Origin of the sequence: Enterobacter sp. BIDMC92, from assembly GCF_001030225.1 — a bacterium.
Lineage (GTDB): Bacteria > Pseudomonadota > Gammaproteobacteria > Enterobacterales > Enterobacteriaceae > Enterobacter > Enterobacter sichuanensis.
The window spans coordinates 103,064-118,977 of sequence record NZ_KQ087598.1 but is presented as its reverse complement, the minus strand read 5'-3'; the positions used below and the strand labels follow the sequence as shown (position 1 = coordinate 118,977).

The following is a 15,914-nucleotide window of genomic DNA, read 5'->3' as shown; positions in this document are numbered from 1 at the left end:
GTGATAACGGTTCCGACTAGTTACTGCTGCGCTCGTCCTTGCGCGCACGACCTAATAAGGTCAATGCTGCCTCGCGCGCATTTTTTCCGCAATACAATACCTGATAAATTTCCTCGGTTATTGGCATTTCGACACCAAACCGGTGCGCCAATTCGCGAACTTCTTTGGTATTGCGGTAGCCTTCAACCACCTGACCAATCTTCTCCTGCGCGGCTTTCACATCGCTGCCCTGTCCGAGCATCATGCCAAAGCGGCGGTTACGGGACTGATTGTCGGTACAGGTCAACACCAGATCGCCTAAGCCCGCCATCCCCATAAAGGTGGCCGGATCGGCACCCAGCGCTTCGCCAAGGCGGGACATCTCGGTTAAGCCGCGGGTGATCAGCGCCGTACGTGCGTTGGCACCGAAACCAATGCCGTCGGACATGCCGGCACCAATCGCAATCACGTTCTTCACCGCCCCACCCAGCTGTACGCCGATAAAATCGGGGTTGCTGTAGACGCGGAAGCTCTTGCCGCAGTGCAGCAGTTGTTGCAGATCGTCGGAGAAGGTCTGATCGGTTGATGCCAGCGAAATCGCCGTTGGCAGGCCAGCGGCCAGCTCTTTGGCAAAGGTCGGGCCCGAAATCACCGCCAGCGGGATGTCATCACCCAGCGCTTCACGGGCAACATCCTGCAGAAGGCGTCCGGTTTCGGCTTCCAGCCCTTTCGTCGCCCACACAATGCGTGCATCCGGGCGCATCAGCGGCTTAATCTGACGCAGCACCTCACCGAATACATGGCTCGGGACCACAATCAGAATGTTGCGGCTGGCCGCCAGCGCGGTCGCAAGGTCGCTTTCCAGGTGCAGGGAGTCAGGGAACGGAACGTCCGGGAGAAACGCCACGTTGCAGCGGTCGCGCTGCAGCGTCGCGATATGTTTTGGGTCGTGGCCCCACAGGACCACCTCGTGACCATTTCTTGCCAGCGTGATGGCAAGAGCGGTGCCGTATGAGCCGGCACCGATCACAGTCATTGACGCATTAACAGTGCTCATCAGGCATCCTGATGTTGTTCAGCACCTTCGCCAGCCTGCTGCTGCAGATAGTTCATGAACAGCGCATCAAAGTTAACTGGCGCAAGGTTCAGTTGCGGGAATGTACCGCGGGAAACCAGGCTGGTGATGCATTCACGCGCATACGGGAACAGAATGTTCGGGCAGTATGCACCCAGGCAATGCGCCATCTGGTTACCTTCGATACCGCCGATGGAGAAGATCCCCCCCTGCTGTACTTCACACAGGAAAGCCGTCTCTTCGCCCAGAGAGGCGGTCACGGTCACACGCAGTACGACTTCATACACGTCATCAGCCAGCTGGGTTGATGCGGTATCCAGATCAAGTTTAACCTCTGGCTGCCAGTCTTTCTGGAAAACGTGCGGCGCATTTGGCGCTTCGAAAGAGACATCCTTGGTGTAGATACGCTGGATCTGGAAAGTCATTTCGGTGTTGTTTTGTTCTGACATGGAAAAACCCTTTTTAATTGTCCTAAAGTCTCTTAGCTCAGCAGGGGATCGAGTCCACCACGGGCGTCGAGCGCATACAAGTCATCACAGCCGCCAATGTGCTGCGCATCAATAAAAATCTGCGGAACCGTTGTGCGACCACTACGTTGAATCATCTCTTCGCGTTTAATCGCGTCACCGTCGATAGGCAGTTCCTGGAACGTGACGCCTTTGCTGTTCAGCAGCGCTTTCGCACGATGGCAGAACGGGCAGGTCGCTTTGGTGTAGATCTCAATATTGGCCATCACTGAACTCCTTATTTACCGCGCACCAAAGGAAGGTTTTCCCCGCTCCAGCCGGAAATGCCTTCTTTCAGCACAGATACGTTTTCGAAGCCTGCTTTATGCAGCAGGCTGGCGGATTCCTGCGCCTGCATGCCGGTACCGTCAACAACGATAATCGGCTGGGCTTTATGCTTCTCAAGCTCGCCCACGTTATTCGCTTTGATTTCAGCAGGCAGCAGGTTAATCGCACCTGCAATGTGCCCTTTACGGAAATCGTCACGCTGACGCAGATCGACTACGACGGCATCTTCTTTGTTAATCAGACGCGTCGCTTCACCACGGGTGATAACCTTAATCTTAGACGTCAGACCTTTAAATGTGGTGAACAGCACAGCGGCCAGCAGGCCAATCCACGCGATGCTCAGAACCGGATGGCGGCTAACGAATTGCATAATTTCTTGCATGGAGGGTAACTACTCCCGACTTAGTGATTAAAAAAACCAGGACAGGAGTATACCTGTGCGTTGTGGCAAATACAGCCAGCGACCCTAACCTAATCCATTTTCTGCGGCATGCCACCTAAAAAAATGCCTCAAAATGGTCTGAGAAGCACCTTGCCCTTACGCTTTCTTTGATCTTCTGCGGCTATTTGATCGATTCAGCTGTAGTAAAATTACGCAAATTTTGACTCTTGAGCATGAGGTTGTCGCAATGTCGGTTTCTAAAAAACCTATGGTACTGGTGATTCTGGATGGCTATGGCTACCGTGAAGACAGCCAGGATAACGCTATTTTCACCGCCAAAACCCCCGTCATGGATGCGCTGTGGGCAAAACGTCCACATACGCTGATTGACGCGTCTGGCCTGGAAGTGGGCCTGCCGGACCGCCAGATGGGCAACTCCGAAGTGGGTCACGTTAACCTGGGCGCCGGACGTATTGTGTATCAGGATCTGACGCGTCTGGACGTTGAAATCAAAGAACGCACCTTCTACTCCAACCCAACGTTGTGCGATGCCGTCGATAAAGCCGTTGCCGCTGGCAAGGCCGTACATATCATGGGTCTGCTCTCTGCAGGCGGCGTTCACAGTCATGAAGATCACATCATGGCGATGGTTGAATTGGCCGCTGAGCGCGGTGCGGAAAAAATCTATCTGCACGCCTTCCTGGATGGCCGCGATACGCCACCACGCAGCGCAAAAGGCTCCCTGAAAGCCTTCGAAGACAAATTCGCCGCGCTGGGTAAAGGCCGCGTGGCCTCCATTATCGGTCGTTACTACGCCATGGACCGTGACAACCGCTGGGATCGCGTGGAACAGGCCTATGACCTGATGACCCTGGCAAAAGGTGAATTCCAGTTCGCGACCGCCGTTGAAGCGCTTGAAGCCGCTTACGCGCGTGATGAAAACGACGAATTCGTGAAAGCATCCGTGATTCGTGCTGAAGGCCAGGCGGATGCCGCGATGGAAGATGGCGACGCGCTGATCTTCATGAACTTCCGTGCTGACCGCGCGCGTGAAATTACCCGTGCGTTTGTCAACAGCGACTTCGACGGGTTTGCCCGTAAGAAAGTGGTGAACATTAACTTCATCCAGTTGACCGAATATGCCGCTGATATCAAGGCTCCATGCGCATATCCACCCGCTTCACTGGCGAATACCTTCGGTGAATGGATGGCGAAGAATGATAAGACGCAGCTGCGTATCTCCGAAACCGAGAAATATGCGCACGTCACTTTCTTCTTTAACGGTGGTGTTGAAGAGCCGTTCCCTGGCGAAGAGCGCATTCTGATTAATTCCCCGAAAGTCGCCACCTACGATCTGCAGCCAGAGATGAGCTCTGCTGAGCTGACCGAAAAGCTGGTTGCGGCAATCGTTAGCGGCAAGTACGACACCATCATCTGTAACTATCCGAATGGCGACATGGTGGGTCATACCGGGGTGATGGAAGCGGCAGTAAAAGCAGTTGAAGCGCTGGACCACTGCGTTGAGCAGGTCGCGAAAGCGGTTGAATCCGTTGGCGGCCAGCTTCTGATCACCGCGGATCACGGTAACGCTGAACAGATGCGCGACCCGGCGACCGGCCAGGCGCACACGGCTCACACCAACCTGCCCGTTCCGCTGATTTATGTGGGTGATAAATCACTGAAAGCAGTGGAAGGCGGCAAGCTTTCTGACATCGCGCCAACCATGTTGTCGCTGATGGGGATGCCGATCCCTGAAGAGATGACTGGTAAGCCGCTGTTCATCGTGGAATAATCGCTCCCCATGAGGGGAAAGGCGATTTTTTCAATCACATGGGTCGTGAAGCCGCTTAGGTTATCAGTCAGACCTCTGTTTTACGCCAGCGCACTCAGCGCTGGCGTATTGCTGTGCGCCGCATCCGCCCACGCGGATGACCGTGACCAGCTGAAATCCATTCAGGCCGATATCGCCGCCAAAGAGCGTGCGGTACGCCAGCAACAACAGCAGCGCGCTGCCCTGCTCGCCCAACTTAAGCAGCAGGAAGAGGCCATCTCTGCCGCCACGCGTAAACTACGTGAAACACAAAACACCCTCACCCAGTTGAATAAACAAATTGACGAAATGAACGCGTCGATTGCCAGACTGGAGCGCCAGCGCGATGCGCAGGAACGTAACCTTGCGGCGCAGCTTGATGCCGCATTCCGCCAGGGTGAACACACCGGTCTGCAACTGATCCTCAGCGGTGAAGAGAGCCAGCGCGGCCAGCGCCTGCAGGCCTATTTCGGCTACCTGAACCAGGCGCGTCAGGAGACTATCGCGCAGCTGAAGCAGACACGCGAAGAGGTCACCACGCAAAAAGCCGAGCTGGAAGAGAAGCAGACCCAGCAGCAAACGCTGCTCTACGATCAGCAGGCCCAGCAGGCAAAACTTGAGCAGGCCCGCAACGAGCGTAAGAAAACCCTTTCCGGCCTTGAATCTTCCATTCAGGAAGGTCAGAGCCAGCTAAGCGAAATGCGCGCCAACGAATCAAAACTGCGTAACAGCATCGCCCGTGCGGAAGCCGCGGCAAAAGCGCGCGCTGAAAAAGAGGCCCGCGAGGCGCAGGCCGTTCGCGACAAACAGCAGGAAGCGTCCCGTAAAGGGACGACCTACAAGCCAAGCGAAAGCGAACGTTCCCTGATGTCACGTACCGGCGGCCTGGGCTCGCCTCGCGGTCAGGCTTACTGGCCCGTTCGTGGTTCAATTCTGCATCGCTATGGCGAACAGCTGCAGGGTGAGCTACGTTGGAAAGGGATAGTTATCGGTGCGTCTGAAGGTAGCGAAGTGAAAGCCATCGCTGATGGCCGCGTGATTCTGGCCGACTGGCTGCAGGGTTACGGGCTGGTGGTCGTGGTCGAACACGGTAAAGGCGATATGAGTCTTTACGGCTACAACCAGAGCGCACTGGTCAGCGTCGGCACGCAGGTGCGCGCGGGCCAACCCATCGCCCTTGTGGGCAGCAGTGGCGGTCAGGGCCGCCCGTCACTCTATTTCGAAATTCGTCGTCAGGGTCAGGCGGTCAATCCACAGCCGTGGTTGGGAAGATAAGTTTTGCTTCAATTTCGTCGCATTGTTCTCTCCGTCGTCAGCGCACTGGCGCTGGCTGCACCGGTATATGCAGGTAAACTCGCCATTGTGATTGATGACTTCGGTTATCGTCCACACTATGAAAATCAGGTGCTGGCGATGCCGTCAGCCATCTCTGTTGCCGTCCTTCCGAATGCGCCACACGCGCGTGAGATGGCGACTAAAGCCCATAACGCCGGACATCAGGTCCTCATCCATCTGCCGATGGCACCGCTCAGCAAGCAGCCGCTGGAAAAAGACACCCTGCGCCCGGATATGAGCAGCGATGAGATCGAGCGCATCATCCGCGACGCATACAACAAAGTGCCGTATGCCGTAGGGTTGAACAACCATATGGGCAGCGCGATGACCTCGAGCCTGTACGGGATGCTTAAAGTGATGCAGGCGCTGGAGCGCTACAACCTCTATTTCCTCGACAGCATGACCATCGGCAACAGTCAGGCGATGCGTGCGGCACAGGGAACGGGCGTCAAAGTCATTAAGCGTAAAGTGTTCCTGGATGATACCCAGAACGAAGCCGATATCCGCATGCAGTTTAATCGCGCGGTGCAGCTGGCCCGCCGCAATGGCTCGGCCATTGCCATCGGTCACCCGCACCCATCTACCGTTCGCGTTCTGCAACAAATGCTGCCGACGTTACCTTCCGATATCACGCTGGTGCGCCCGAGCGATCTGCTGAACGAGCCGCAGGTGGATACCTCTACGCCGAATTCTGCACAGCCCGCGCCGACAGCGCCGCGTAATCCGTTCCGCGGCGTGAAGCGCTGCGTGCTGAAGCAGCCGCCTGAACCGGTCTACGCGACTCGCTTCTTCTCTGTCATTGGTGACAGCATCAGCAACAGTACGCTGGTAAAATACGTCCAGCAGCAGTGGCAGGGATGGGGAAAAAAAGCGTGATTGCCTGACGCTTATTTTGCCGTCTGAGAGTCCGTATGCTCTTTCGCAACGGGCTCTTTTTTCTCCTGATGCTGATACCAGGATTTGAAATACTTCAAAAAGCTGTAGGCGGTGGCATAGAGTCCTGTCACCACGCCGACTTTGCCCTGACGCCAGGCACCGCTAAACAGATACCATTTGAAAAACGCCCCGATCGCACTGATTATGCCGCGCCCAATTGAGGGGCGGACAGGCTGGTATTTCACCAGACGGGTGGTGTAACTGTTCAGCTTGTTGAACACTTCATGCAGGTTATAAAACGTGTCGTGGCGCACCCGGCCCGGCATTTTTACTGCAATAATCTTGCCTTCAACTTTGTCGTCCACCGGACGGTGGTTAAAACGGGCCTGGGTACGATTAAACAACCGTACCGGGAAATCGGGAGAGGAGACGGGGTAAATGGTGCGTACCTCTTCACCCAGCACATGCCAGTATCGGGCGATACGCCAGGCGCGATCGGCGGAAGGTTCATCCCCGGCTTTCAGCGCCAGAATAAAATCGACCGTTTCGGCATCCAGGATCTCATCACTGTCCATACACAACACCCAGTCATTGCTCGCCAGATCAACGGCATAATTCATCTGCGCGCCGTGCATGGCATAGGTGTGATGGTGGATAGAAAGTCCATATTCGCGACAAATATCCAGCGTGGTATCCGTGCTGCCGGAGTCCACAACGACAATTTCATCTGCCACCGTTAACAGTGGAGGGATAACCTCGCGCAATAAACGCGCAGAATTACAGGTCAATAAACAAACGGTGAGCTTGAACATAGGCACTGTAAACGTAAACGGATAATCAACAAACTTTATAAGTGTGTGGGTAAAAAAGCGAAGAAAAAATCAAAATATTCTGATTGCGGATGTCAGAAACGTGAAGAGGGCGTAAAAAAGCGCCCGAAGGCGCTTTCTCTGTTAATCCCAGCTCAGGATCACTTTCCCGGACTGACCGGAACGCATTGCGTCAAAGCCCTGCTGGAACTCATCAATGGAGAATCGATGAGTGATAATCGGGGAGAGATCCAGACCAGACTGGATCAGCGCCGCCATCTTGTACCAGGTTTCAAACATCTCACGGCCATAGATGCCTTTGATGAACAGCCCTTTGAAGATGACTTTGTTCCAGTCGATAGACATATCCGACGGCGGAATACCCAGCATCGCGATGCGGCCACCGTGGTTCATGGTATCCAGCATCGTGCGGAACGCCGGTGGCGCACCGGACATCTCCAGACCCACGTCAAAGCCTTCGGTCATGCCCAGCTCTTCCATCACGTCGGTCAGGCTCTCTTTCGAGACATCCACCGCGCGGGTCACGCCCATTTTGCGCGCCAGCGACAGACGATATTCATTCACGTCGGTAATCACGACATTACGTGCCCCAACGTGCTTCGCCACCGCCGCGGCCATAATGCCGATCGGGCCCGCGCCGGAGACCAGCACGTCCTCACCAACCAGATCGAAGGAGAGCGCGGTGTGTACCGCGTTACCGAACGGGTCGAAGATGGAGGCCAGATCGTCAGAAATATTGTCCGGAATTTTGAACGCGTTAAAGGCCGGGATCACCAGGTATTCTGCGAAACAGCCCGGGCGGTTCACGCCCACGCCGATGGTATTACGGCACAGGTGGGTACGTCCGCCGCGGCAGTTACGGCAGTGACCGCAGGTGATATGGCCTTCACCGGAGACACGGTCACCAATTTTGAAGCCTTTTACTTCCTGACCGATACCCACCACTTCGCCAACGTATTCATGGCCGACAACCATCGGTACCGGAATGGTTTTCTGTGACCACTGGTCCCAGTTATAGATGTGAACGTCAGTACCGCAGATAGCCGTTTTACGAATTTTGATCAGCAGATCGTTATGACCGACTTCCGGTTCCGGCACGTCGGTCATCCAAATCCCTTCTTCCGCTTTCAGTTTGGATAACGCTTTCATCTTACGTCCTCAGGCAATGACGCCCAGCTGTTTGCCGATGCGGGTGAAGGCTTCCACCGCACGTTCAATTTGTTCAGGCGTATGCGCCGCAGACATCTGGGTGCGGATACGCGCCTGACCTTTTGGCACCACCGGGAAGAAGAACCCGGTGACGTAAATCCCTTCTTTTTGCAGTTCACGGGCAAAGTTCTGCGCGATGACCGCATCGCCCAGCATGACCGGAATGATCGCGTGGTCAGCACCGGCAAGCGTAAAGCCTGCTGCGCTCATCTTTTCGCGGAACAGACGGGCGTTGGACCACAGGCGATCGCGCAGTTCGGCTCCGGATTCCACCATCTCCAGCACTTTGATGGAGGCAGACACAATAGCCGGCGCCAGGGAGTTGGAGAACAGGTACGGACGGGAGCGCTGACGCAGCCACTCAACCACCTCTTTACGCGCAGCGGTATAGCCGCCGGACGCGCCGCCGAGCGCTTTGCCCAGCGTACCGGTGATGATGTCCACGCGGCCCATCACGTCGCAGTATTCGTGGGAACCACGGCCGTTTTCGCCGACAAAACCGACCGCGTGAGAGTCATCGACCATCACCAGCGCGTCATATTTGTCCGCCAGGTCACACACGCCCTTCAGGTTGGCGATCACACCGTCCATCGAGAACACGCCGTCGGTGGCGATCAGCACATGACGAGCGCCCGCTTCGCGCGCCTCTTTCAGGCGCGCTTCCAGCTCAACCATGTCGTTATTGGCATAGCGGTAGCGCTTCGCTTTGCACAGGCGCACGCCGTCAATGATGGACGCGTGGTTCAGGGCGTCGGAGATAATGGCATCTTCTGCGCCAAGCAGGGTCTCAAACAGACCGCCGTTAGCGTCGAAGCAGGAGGAGTACAGAATGGCGTCTTCCATACCTAAGAAGTTCGCCAGCTTTTTCTCAAGCTGCTTGTGGCTATCCTGGGTACCGCAGATAAAGCGTACGGAAGCCATGCCGAAACCGTGGGTATCCATGCCGTTTTTCGCCGCGGCAATCAGCTCAGGGTGATTCGCAAGACCTAAGTAGTTGTTCGCACAAAAGTTGATCACATGGCTGCCATCGGCAACGGTGATGTCCGCCTGCTGGGCAGACGTGATAATACGCTCTTCCTTGAACAACCCTTCCGCACGTGCGGTGTCGAGGTCGCTGTTTAACTGTTTGTAAAAATCACCACGCATTGCAATTCTCCAGACTCGGCAAATTTCGGGACATATTACCCAAACCTATAGTTCATGACGAGATGACACATTATCTCTTGTCGTTTTTGCAGCATAAATCACGCGTACCCCTGCGCTGTGAAGGTGAATGGCTGAAGGGCAGCCATACTAATGATATGATAGAAACATTAGCGTCCGGGATTGTCCCCGGGCTTCACACTTCAAAGGTTACAGTTATGATCATCGTTACCGGCGGCGCGGGCTTTATCGGCAGCAATATTGTTAAGGCTCTCAATGACAAAGGCATCACCGACATCCTGGTGGTTGACAACCTGAAAGACGGCACCAAGTTCGTCAACCTGGTGGATCTGAATATCGCTGATTATATGGATAAGGAAGACTTCCTTATCCAGATTATGGCAGGGGAAGAGTTCGGCGAGATCGAAGCCATCTTCCACGAAGGTGCCTGCTCATCCACCACAGAGTGGGACGGCAAGTACATGATGGACAACAACTATCAGTACTCCAAAGAGATCCTGCACTACTGCCTCGAGCGTGAAATTCCGTTCCTGTACGCCTCTTCTGCGGCAACCTACGGCGGGCGCACCTCAGACTTCATCGAGTCCCGCGAATATGAGCAGCCGCTGAACGTCTACGGTTACTCTAAATTCCTGTTCGACGAATACGTGCGTCAGGTCCTGCCAGAAGCGAACTCCCAGATTGTCGGCTTCCGCTACTTCAACGTCTACGGGCCGCGCGAAGGTCACAAAGGCAGCATGGCAAGCGTGGCCTTCCACCTGAACACCCAGCTGAATAATGGCGAAAGTCCGAAACTGTTCGAAGGCAGCGACGGCTTTAAGCGTGACTTCGTCTATGTGGGCGACGTGGCCGCCGTAAACCTGTGGTTCTGGGAGAACGGCGTGTCCGGCATCTTCAACCTGGGAACTGGCCGTGCGGAGTCCTTCCAGGCGGTGGCTGACGCCACGCTGGCGTACCACAAAAAAGGCAGCATTGAGTACATTCCGTTCCCGGACAAGCTCAAAGGCCGCTACCAGGCGTTCACCCAGGCGGATCTCACTAACCTGCGTAAAGCGGGCTATGACAAACCGTTCAAAACCGTTGCCGAAGGCGTAACGGAGTATATGGCCTGGCTGAACCGCGACGCGTAAGTATGAGAATTCTGGTGATCGGCCCGTCATGGGTGGGCGACATGATGATGTCGCAAAGTCTTTATCGCACGCTCAAGGCGCGCTATCCCCAGGCGATAATCGATGTGATGGCACCCGCGTGGTGCCGTCCGCTGTTATCGCGCATGCCGGAAGTGAATGACGCCATTCCGATGCCGCTCGGCCACGGGGCGCTGGAAATTGGCGAACGCCGCAAACTTGGCCACAGCCTGCGCGAGAAGCGCTATGACCGCGCGTATGTCCTGCCAAACTCCTTTAAATCCGCCCTGGTGCCTTTCTTTGCGGGCATCCCGCACCGCACCGGCTGGCGCGGTGAAATGCGCTACGGCCTGCTGAACGACGCGCGCGTGCTGGATAAAGAGGCCTGGCCGCTGATGGTGGAGCGCTATGTGGCGCTGGCCTATGACAAAGGCGTCATGCGCAGCGCGAAAGATCTGCCGCAGCCGCTGCTCTGGCCACAGCTTCAGGTTAACGATGGTGAAAAATCCCACACCTGCAACGCGTTTGGTCTTTCGTCTGAACGTCCGATGATTGGCTTCTGTCCTGGCGCCGAGTTCGGCCCGGCAAAACGCTGGCCACACTATCACTATGCGGAGCTGGCAAAACAGCTGATTGACGAAGGCTACCAGATAGTCCTGTTCGGTTCGGCCAAAGACCACGAGGCGGGCAACGAAATCCTCGCGACGCTCAGTACCGAGCAACAGGCGTGGTGCCGTAACCTGGCGGGAGAAACGCAGCTTGAGCAGGCAGTGATCCTGATTGCCGCCTGTAAAGCCGTGGTCACCAACGACTCCGGGCTGATGCACGTCGCTGCTGCGCTCAACCGCCCACTGGTTGCGCTGTATGGCCCAAGCAGCCCGGACTTCACGCCACCGCTTTCGCATAAAGCGCGCGTTATTCGGTTGATCACGGGCTATCACAAAGTGCGCAAAGGCGATGCAGCAGAAGGCTATCACCAAAGCCTGATCGACATTACCCCGCAGCGCGTTCTTGAAGAGCTTAACGAACTGCTGTTGAGCGAAGAAGGATAACGGATGCGGGTACTGATCGTTAAAACGTCGTCGATGGGCGATGTGCTGCACACGCTGCCGTCACTGACGGACGCCATGCAGGCCATACCGGGCATTCGTTTTGACTGGGTGGTGGAAGAGGGCTTCGCGCAGATCCCCACCTGGCACGAAGCGGTCGACCGCGCGATCCCGGTGGCGATTCGTCGCTGGCGCAAAGCGTGGTTCTCCGCGCCGATTAAAGCCGAACGCAAGGCCTTCCGCGAGGCGGTACAGGCGCAGCGTTATGATGCCATCATCGACGCCCAGGGGCTGGTCAAAAGCGCCGCGCTGGTGACGCGACTGGCACACGGCATAAAGCACGGCATGGACTGGCAGACCGCCCGCGAACCGCTGGCGAGCCTGTTCTATAACCGCCGTCACCACATTGCAAAACAACAACATGCCGTCGAACGAACCCGCGAGCTGTTTGCAAAAAGCCTCGGTTATGCCAAACCGGAAACCCAGGGTGATTACGCCATTTCGCAGCACTTCCTTCATAGTTCGCAGCAAGAAGGCGCACCGTATTTGATTTTCCTGCATGCGACGACCCGCGACGACAAACACTGGCCTGAAGCGCACTGGCGCGAACTGATCGGCCTGCTGGGGAGTGCAGGGTTACGTATCAAACTCCCGTGGGGCGCCCCACATGAAGAAGCGCGCGCCAAACGTCTGGCGGCAGGGTTTGATTATGTGGACGTTCTGCCGCGCATGAAACTGGATGGCGTCGCCCGGACGCTGGCCGGCGCTACGGCAGTGGTCTCTGTGGATACGGGCCTCAGCCACCTGACGGCGGCGCTGGATCGACCTAATATTACGCTTTACGGCCCAACGGACCCGGGCCTTATCGGCGGCTATGGAAAAAATCAATATATCTGCCGCCCGGAACACTCATCGCAGCTGAGCGACCTCAGCGCCGCTGCGGTATTTGCGCAATTAGAGCCTTTGCTGGCAGCAGAGAGAGCTTATGTCTGATTTTTTCTCAGCGGAGCGTCCACCCAGGCGCGTACTGATCGTTAAATTACGTCACCACGGTGACGTGCTACTGACTTCGCCGGTGTTCACCGTATTGAAAAAGAACTGGCCGAACGTGGAAGTCGATGCGCTGGTCTATGACGACACGCAGGCGATGCTGACCAGCCATCCGCATATCGACCAGGTCCATACCATTGGGCGCAACTGGCGCAAGAAGGGCTGGTTTGAACAATTCCGCCTCTACCGCACGCTGCTCGCTACCCTGAAAGGCCGTCAGTATGACGTACTGATTAACCTGACCGAACACTGGCACGGCGCGCGTCTGGCGCGTCGCCTGAAACCGCGCGTCTCCGTCGGCTTCAAACCGGATAAACGCAGCGGTCTTGCACGTCGTCGCTGGGTGAAATCATTTACCACGCTCTACCCGGCGATCCAGGACAACAGCCGCCATATGGTGGAGGTCAATCTGGACGCCCTGCGCCGGATCGGCATTCATCCGCAGTCCGACGAAGACAAACACACGCTGTTTGTCCCCGGCGACGCGGCGGAAGCCTCCGTTGCTGAAAAGCTGGCCGGTTTTGGACTCACGAGTAAATCCTACATTCTGGTTCACCCGACCTCGCGCTGGATGTTTAAGGCCTGGGATATCAACAAGCTGGCAGCGACCATTGATAACCTGGCGGCGCGCGGCCTGCCGATTATCCTCTCCGCCGCGCCGTCAAAAGAAGAGAAGGCCTATATGGACGCGCTGCGCGCTGCGCTCACCCAGCCGGTCTTTGATTTAAGCGGTCAGTTGAACCTGAAAGAGCTGGGCGCGCTCATGAAGCACGCGCGGGTGTACTTCGGTGTCGATTCTATGCCGATGCACCTTGCAAGCGCCGTCGGTACGCCAACCGTCGCCATCTTTGGCCCTACCGGTGCCATCAAGTGGGCGCCGTGGGGGGTGAACTACCGTGTGATTGTCGCCGGGTTCACCTGCCAGCCGTGCGGCAAAGCGGGCTGCGGAGACAGCGGTGTCTCAGACTGCATCACCGCCATCACCCCGCAGCAGGTGCTGAGCGCCATCGATACGATGCTCCTGGAAACGGAAACCCCTGCATGAAGCTGGCGATTGTCCGACAGACCTACAACCCCAACGGTGGCGCAGAACGTTTCGTCTCGCGCGCGCTGAACGTGCTGGCGCAGGATACGTCGCTTGATGTCACGCTGATTGCCCGCCAGTGGGAGGATGCCGCAGGCTGGAAAACGCTGACGGTCAATCCGCCGTTTCGTAATCGCATCGCCCGTGAGTCCGGTTTTGCCACCGAAGCTGCCGCGCATTTTGCGCAGTTTGATATTGTGCAAAGCCACGAACGCATACCGGGAGCGACCATCTTTCGGGCGGGCGACGGGGTTCACGCCACCTGGCTTGAGCAATATGGCCGCATTCTGTCGCCGCTGGCGCGCTGGGCTCAGTCGCTCAGCCGGTACCACCGCTACATCCTGCAGGCTGAGGCGCAGATGTTTACCCATCCGCAGCTGCGCAAGGTGATCTGTAATTCGAAGATGGTGCGTGATGATATCGCCCGTCGCTTCGGACTGCCGGACGACAAGCTGACGGTGATCTATAACGGCGTCGACACCGTTCAGTTTAGCCCTGAGGTCCGTGCCCTTTCGCAGCGCGATGCGCTGGGTATTCCCCGTAACGCACCGGTGCTGGCGTATGTTGGGTCGGGCTTCAGCCGTAAAGGCGTCGCTACCGCGCTGCGTGCTATTGTGGCGCATCCTGACGTCTGGCTGCTGGTTGCCGGACGCGATAAACATGCCCGGAAGTTTGAAAAACTGGCGCAGACATTGGGTGTTTCCTCACGCGTGACATTCCTGGGGCCGGTGGCCAACGTGCGTGAAGTGTATGGCACGGCGGATGCGCTTATCCTGCCGACGCTCTACGATCCCTTCCCGAACGTCTGCGTGGAAGCGCTGGCCTGCGGTTTACCGCTGCTTACCAGCCACGGCTGCGGCGCGGCAGAGTGGATTACCGAGGGTAAAAACGGCTGGGTGCGTGATGCGCTGGACAGTGAAGGCTACCAGCAGGCCATCTCGCTATGGCTGAAAGGCCGGGAACAGGGTGTTGATTACTCCGCCGCTGCGCGTGCAACTGCCGAGCCCTTCACCCTGGACAGAATGGCGAAAGAGCTACAGGCGCTTTATCGTGATTTGCTGCGCTGAACCGCATCGGAGAAGACTTTCTCCATCGCGTCCAGCATACATTCCCGGGTAAAGTGCGTGCTCAGGTAGTCATATCCCTGTTGCGCGAGCGTCTCGCGAAGGGCCGAGTCGTCATAGAGTTGCAGGATGGCATCGTGCAGTGCGTTTTCGTCGCGCTGCGCGATGAGCAATCCCGTTTGCCCGTTAATCACCGCATCCCCCGTTCCACCCGCATCCGTCGCAATGGTCGCAACGCGGCTGGCTAACGATTGCAGCACGCCCTGCGGGACACCTTCCATATCGTGCGAAGGGCTGAGCGCAATATCAAATGCCGGGAACCAGCGTTCCGGATCGGATTGATGCCCCGCCATGACTACGCGCTGCTGTAACCCCAGGGCGGTGATTTCCTGCTCCAGCGCCGCTTTGTGCGGGCCTTCGCCAACAATCGCCAGCCTGATCTGCGGATTGTCGATTTTCGCCAGGGCGCGCAGCAGTACGCTATGGCCTTTGTTCGGGCGCAAATGCGATACCACGCCCAGCCAGAAATCATCCTGAGACAAACCACAATGAGTCCGGGCCTGGTGCTTATCTCCCGGATGGAAACGCTGCGTATCAACGCCGCTTGGAACCGACGTGCTCTGGGACATCGGCACGCCAATGTTTGCCACCTGATGGCGCAGCGCCTCCCCGGTGGTCACGATATGCGCGCAGGCCGTGCGGAACAGCCAGCGGGTCGTCCAGTTGTTACGCGGTACGCCGGACGCATGACGGGTTCTCACCAGCGGTACGGGACTGGAGAGCGTCAAATTCGCCAGCGCCACCAGCCAGGTATCGGCAGAGTTATGGCTGTTAATGACGTCAATTGACTGACGGTTATCCTTCAGCCAGCGACGCAGCAACTTCAGGTTTTTAAGGTTCTTACGCTTCAACGGCATAGTGACCACCGTCAACCCGGCGTTGCGCGCCAGGGCGTGCAGCGGCGCAGTTTCCGGACAAAGGAGAGTCACCTGATGGCCACGCTGAATCATCCCTAGCGATTCGTTAATAATGCGCAAAGGCTGTCCGCCTTTGCCGCCGTCTGCTTCAGTGTGAACAATATGCATA

16 protein-coding genes are annotated in these 15,914 nt (G+C 56.8%); 8 read left to right on the top strand and 8 right to left on the bottom strand.

Annotated features, from left to right (window positions below; translation table 11 throughout):
* Window positions 1-16: 16 nt before the first annotated feature.
* From gpsA to SP99_RS00575, 4 genes are read right to left on the bottom strand one after another with little or no spacing between them, the layout of a single operon-like run.
* Window positions 17-1,036 (bottom strand): NAD(P)H-dependent glycerol-3-phosphate dehydrogenase, encoded by a 1,020-nt coding sequence (gene gpsA, locus SP99_RS00590; protein WP_025758430.1) that lies wholly within the window; start codon window positions 1,034-1,036, stop codon window positions 17-19.
* Window positions 1,036-1,503: a protein-export chaperone SecB gene (secB, locus tag SP99_RS00585; protein WP_003860835.1), complete on the bottom strand. Its 468-nt coding sequence runs from the start codon at window positions 1,501-1,503 to the stop codon at window positions 1,036-1,038. Before secB ends, gpsA begins: the two co-directional genes overlap by 1 nt.
* Before the next feature lie 32 nt (window positions 1,504-1,535).
* Window positions 1,536-1,787 (bottom strand): glutaredoxin 3, encoded by a 252-nt coding sequence (gene grxC, locus SP99_RS00580; RefSeq protein ID WP_010426371.1) that lies wholly within the window; start codon window positions 1,785-1,787, stop codon window positions 1,536-1,538.
* Window positions 1,788-1,798: 11 nt separating this feature from the next.
* On the bottom strand, window positions 1,799-2,230 hold the full coding sequence (locus tag SP99_RS00575) for a rhodanese-like domain-containing protein (protein ID WP_013094920.1): 432 nt from the start codon (window positions 2,228-2,230) through the stop codon (window positions 1,799-1,801).
* 247 nt (window positions 2,231-2,477) lie between these two features.
* Here SP99_RS00575 and gpmM point away from each other — a divergent pair, with 247 nt between their 5' ends.
* The 3 genes from gpmM to SP99_RS00560 are packed head-to-tail and all read left to right on the top strand — an operon-like array spanning window position 2,478 to window position 6,251.
* Window positions 2,478-4,022 carry a 2,3-bisphosphoglycerate-independent phosphoglycerate mutase gene (gpmM, locus tag SP99_RS00570; protein WP_047957461.1) on the top strand — a complete coding sequence of 515 codons (1,545 nt, stop codon included), beginning with the start codon at window positions 2,478-2,480 and terminating at the stop codon, window positions 4,020-4,022.
* A gap of 33 nt (window positions 4,023-4,055) precedes the next feature.
* Window positions 4,056-5,315, top strand: a complete 1,260-nt coding sequence (envC, locus tag SP99_RS00565) for a murein hydrolase activator EnvC (RefSeq protein ID WP_229293876.1) — start codon at window positions 4,056-4,058, stop codon at window positions 5,313-5,315.
* 3 nt (window positions 5,316-5,318) lie between these two features.
* Window positions 5,319-6,251: a divergent polysaccharide deacetylase family protein gene (locus SP99_RS00560; RefSeq protein WP_047957459.1), complete on the top strand. Its 933-nt coding sequence runs from the start codon at window positions 5,319-5,321 to the stop codon at window positions 6,249-6,251.
* An 11-nt stretch (window positions 6,252-6,262) separates the two neighbouring features.
* Here the strand turns inward: SP99_RS00560 and SP99_RS00555 are convergent, their stop codons facing one another.
* The 3 genes from SP99_RS00555 to kbl form a co-directional block, all read right to left on the bottom strand.
* Window positions 6,263-7,063, bottom strand: a complete 801-nt coding sequence (locus SP99_RS00555; protein ID WP_047957458.1) for a glycosyltransferase family 2 protein — start codon at window positions 7,061-7,063, stop codon at window positions 6,263-6,265.
* Between the two features lie 141 nt (window positions 7,064-7,204).
* Entirely contained in the window at window positions 7,205-8,230 is a 1,026-nt protein-coding gene (gene tdh / locus SP99_RS00550) for an L-threonine 3-dehydrogenase (protein ID WP_021242426.1), read from the bottom strand.
* Between the two features lie 9 nt (window positions 8,231-8,239).
* A complete protein-coding gene (kbl, locus tag SP99_RS00545; protein ID WP_025758439.1) occupies window positions 8,240-9,436 on the bottom strand; it encodes a glycine C-acetyltransferase in 1,197 nt (398 codons plus the stop codon).
* A 215-nt stretch (window positions 9,437-9,651) separates the two neighbouring features.
* Here kbl and rfaD point away from each other — a divergent pair, with 215 nt between their 5' ends.
* Genes rfaD through SP99_RS00520 form a run of 5 tightly spaced genes read left to right on the top strand, consistent with a single transcriptional unit; the run spans window position 9,652 to window position 14,831 of the window.
* The gene (rfaD, locus tag SP99_RS00540) at window positions 9,652-10,584 is read left to right on the top strand and encodes an ADP-glyceromanno-heptose 6-epimerase (protein ID WP_025758440.1); all 933 of its coding nucleotides are present in this window, start codon (window positions 9,652-9,654) and stop codon (window positions 10,582-10,584) included.
* Window positions 10,585-10,586: 2 nt separating this feature from the next.
* Window positions 10,587-11,633 (top strand): ADP-heptose--LPS heptosyltransferase RfaF, encoded by a 1,047-nt coding sequence (rfaF, locus tag SP99_RS00535; protein ID WP_047957457.1) that lies wholly within the window; start codon window positions 10,587-10,589, stop codon window positions 11,631-11,633.
* Window positions 11,634-11,636: 3 nt separating this feature from the next.
* On the top strand, window positions 11,637-12,623 hold the full coding sequence (gene rfaC, locus SP99_RS00530) for a lipopolysaccharide heptosyltransferase RfaC (RefSeq protein WP_025758442.1): 987 nt from the start codon (window positions 11,637-11,639) through the stop codon (window positions 12,621-12,623).
* Window positions 12,616-13,725, top strand: a complete 1,110-nt coding sequence (gene rfaQ, locus SP99_RS00525) for a putative lipopolysaccharide heptosyltransferase III (protein ID WP_047957456.1) — start codon at window positions 12,616-12,618, stop codon at window positions 13,723-13,725. The genes rfaC and rfaQ overlap by 8 nt, the downstream gene beginning before the upstream one ends.
* The gene (locus SP99_RS00520) at window positions 13,722-14,831 is read left to right on the top strand and encodes a glycosyltransferase family 4 protein (RefSeq protein WP_047957455.1); all 1,110 of its coding nucleotides are present in this window, start codon (window positions 13,722-13,724) and stop codon (window positions 14,829-14,831) included. Before rfaQ ends, SP99_RS00520 begins: the two co-directional genes overlap by 4 nt.
* On the opposite strand, the gene SP99_RS00515 is transcribed toward SP99_RS00520, so the two are convergent.
* Entirely contained in the window at window positions 14,810-15,913 is a 1,104-nt protein-coding gene (locus SP99_RS00515) for a glycosyltransferase family 4 protein (RefSeq protein WP_047957454.1), read from the bottom strand. The genes SP99_RS00520 and SP99_RS00515 overlap by 22 nt on opposite strands.
* Between the last annotated feature and the right edge of the window lies 1 nt (window position 15,914).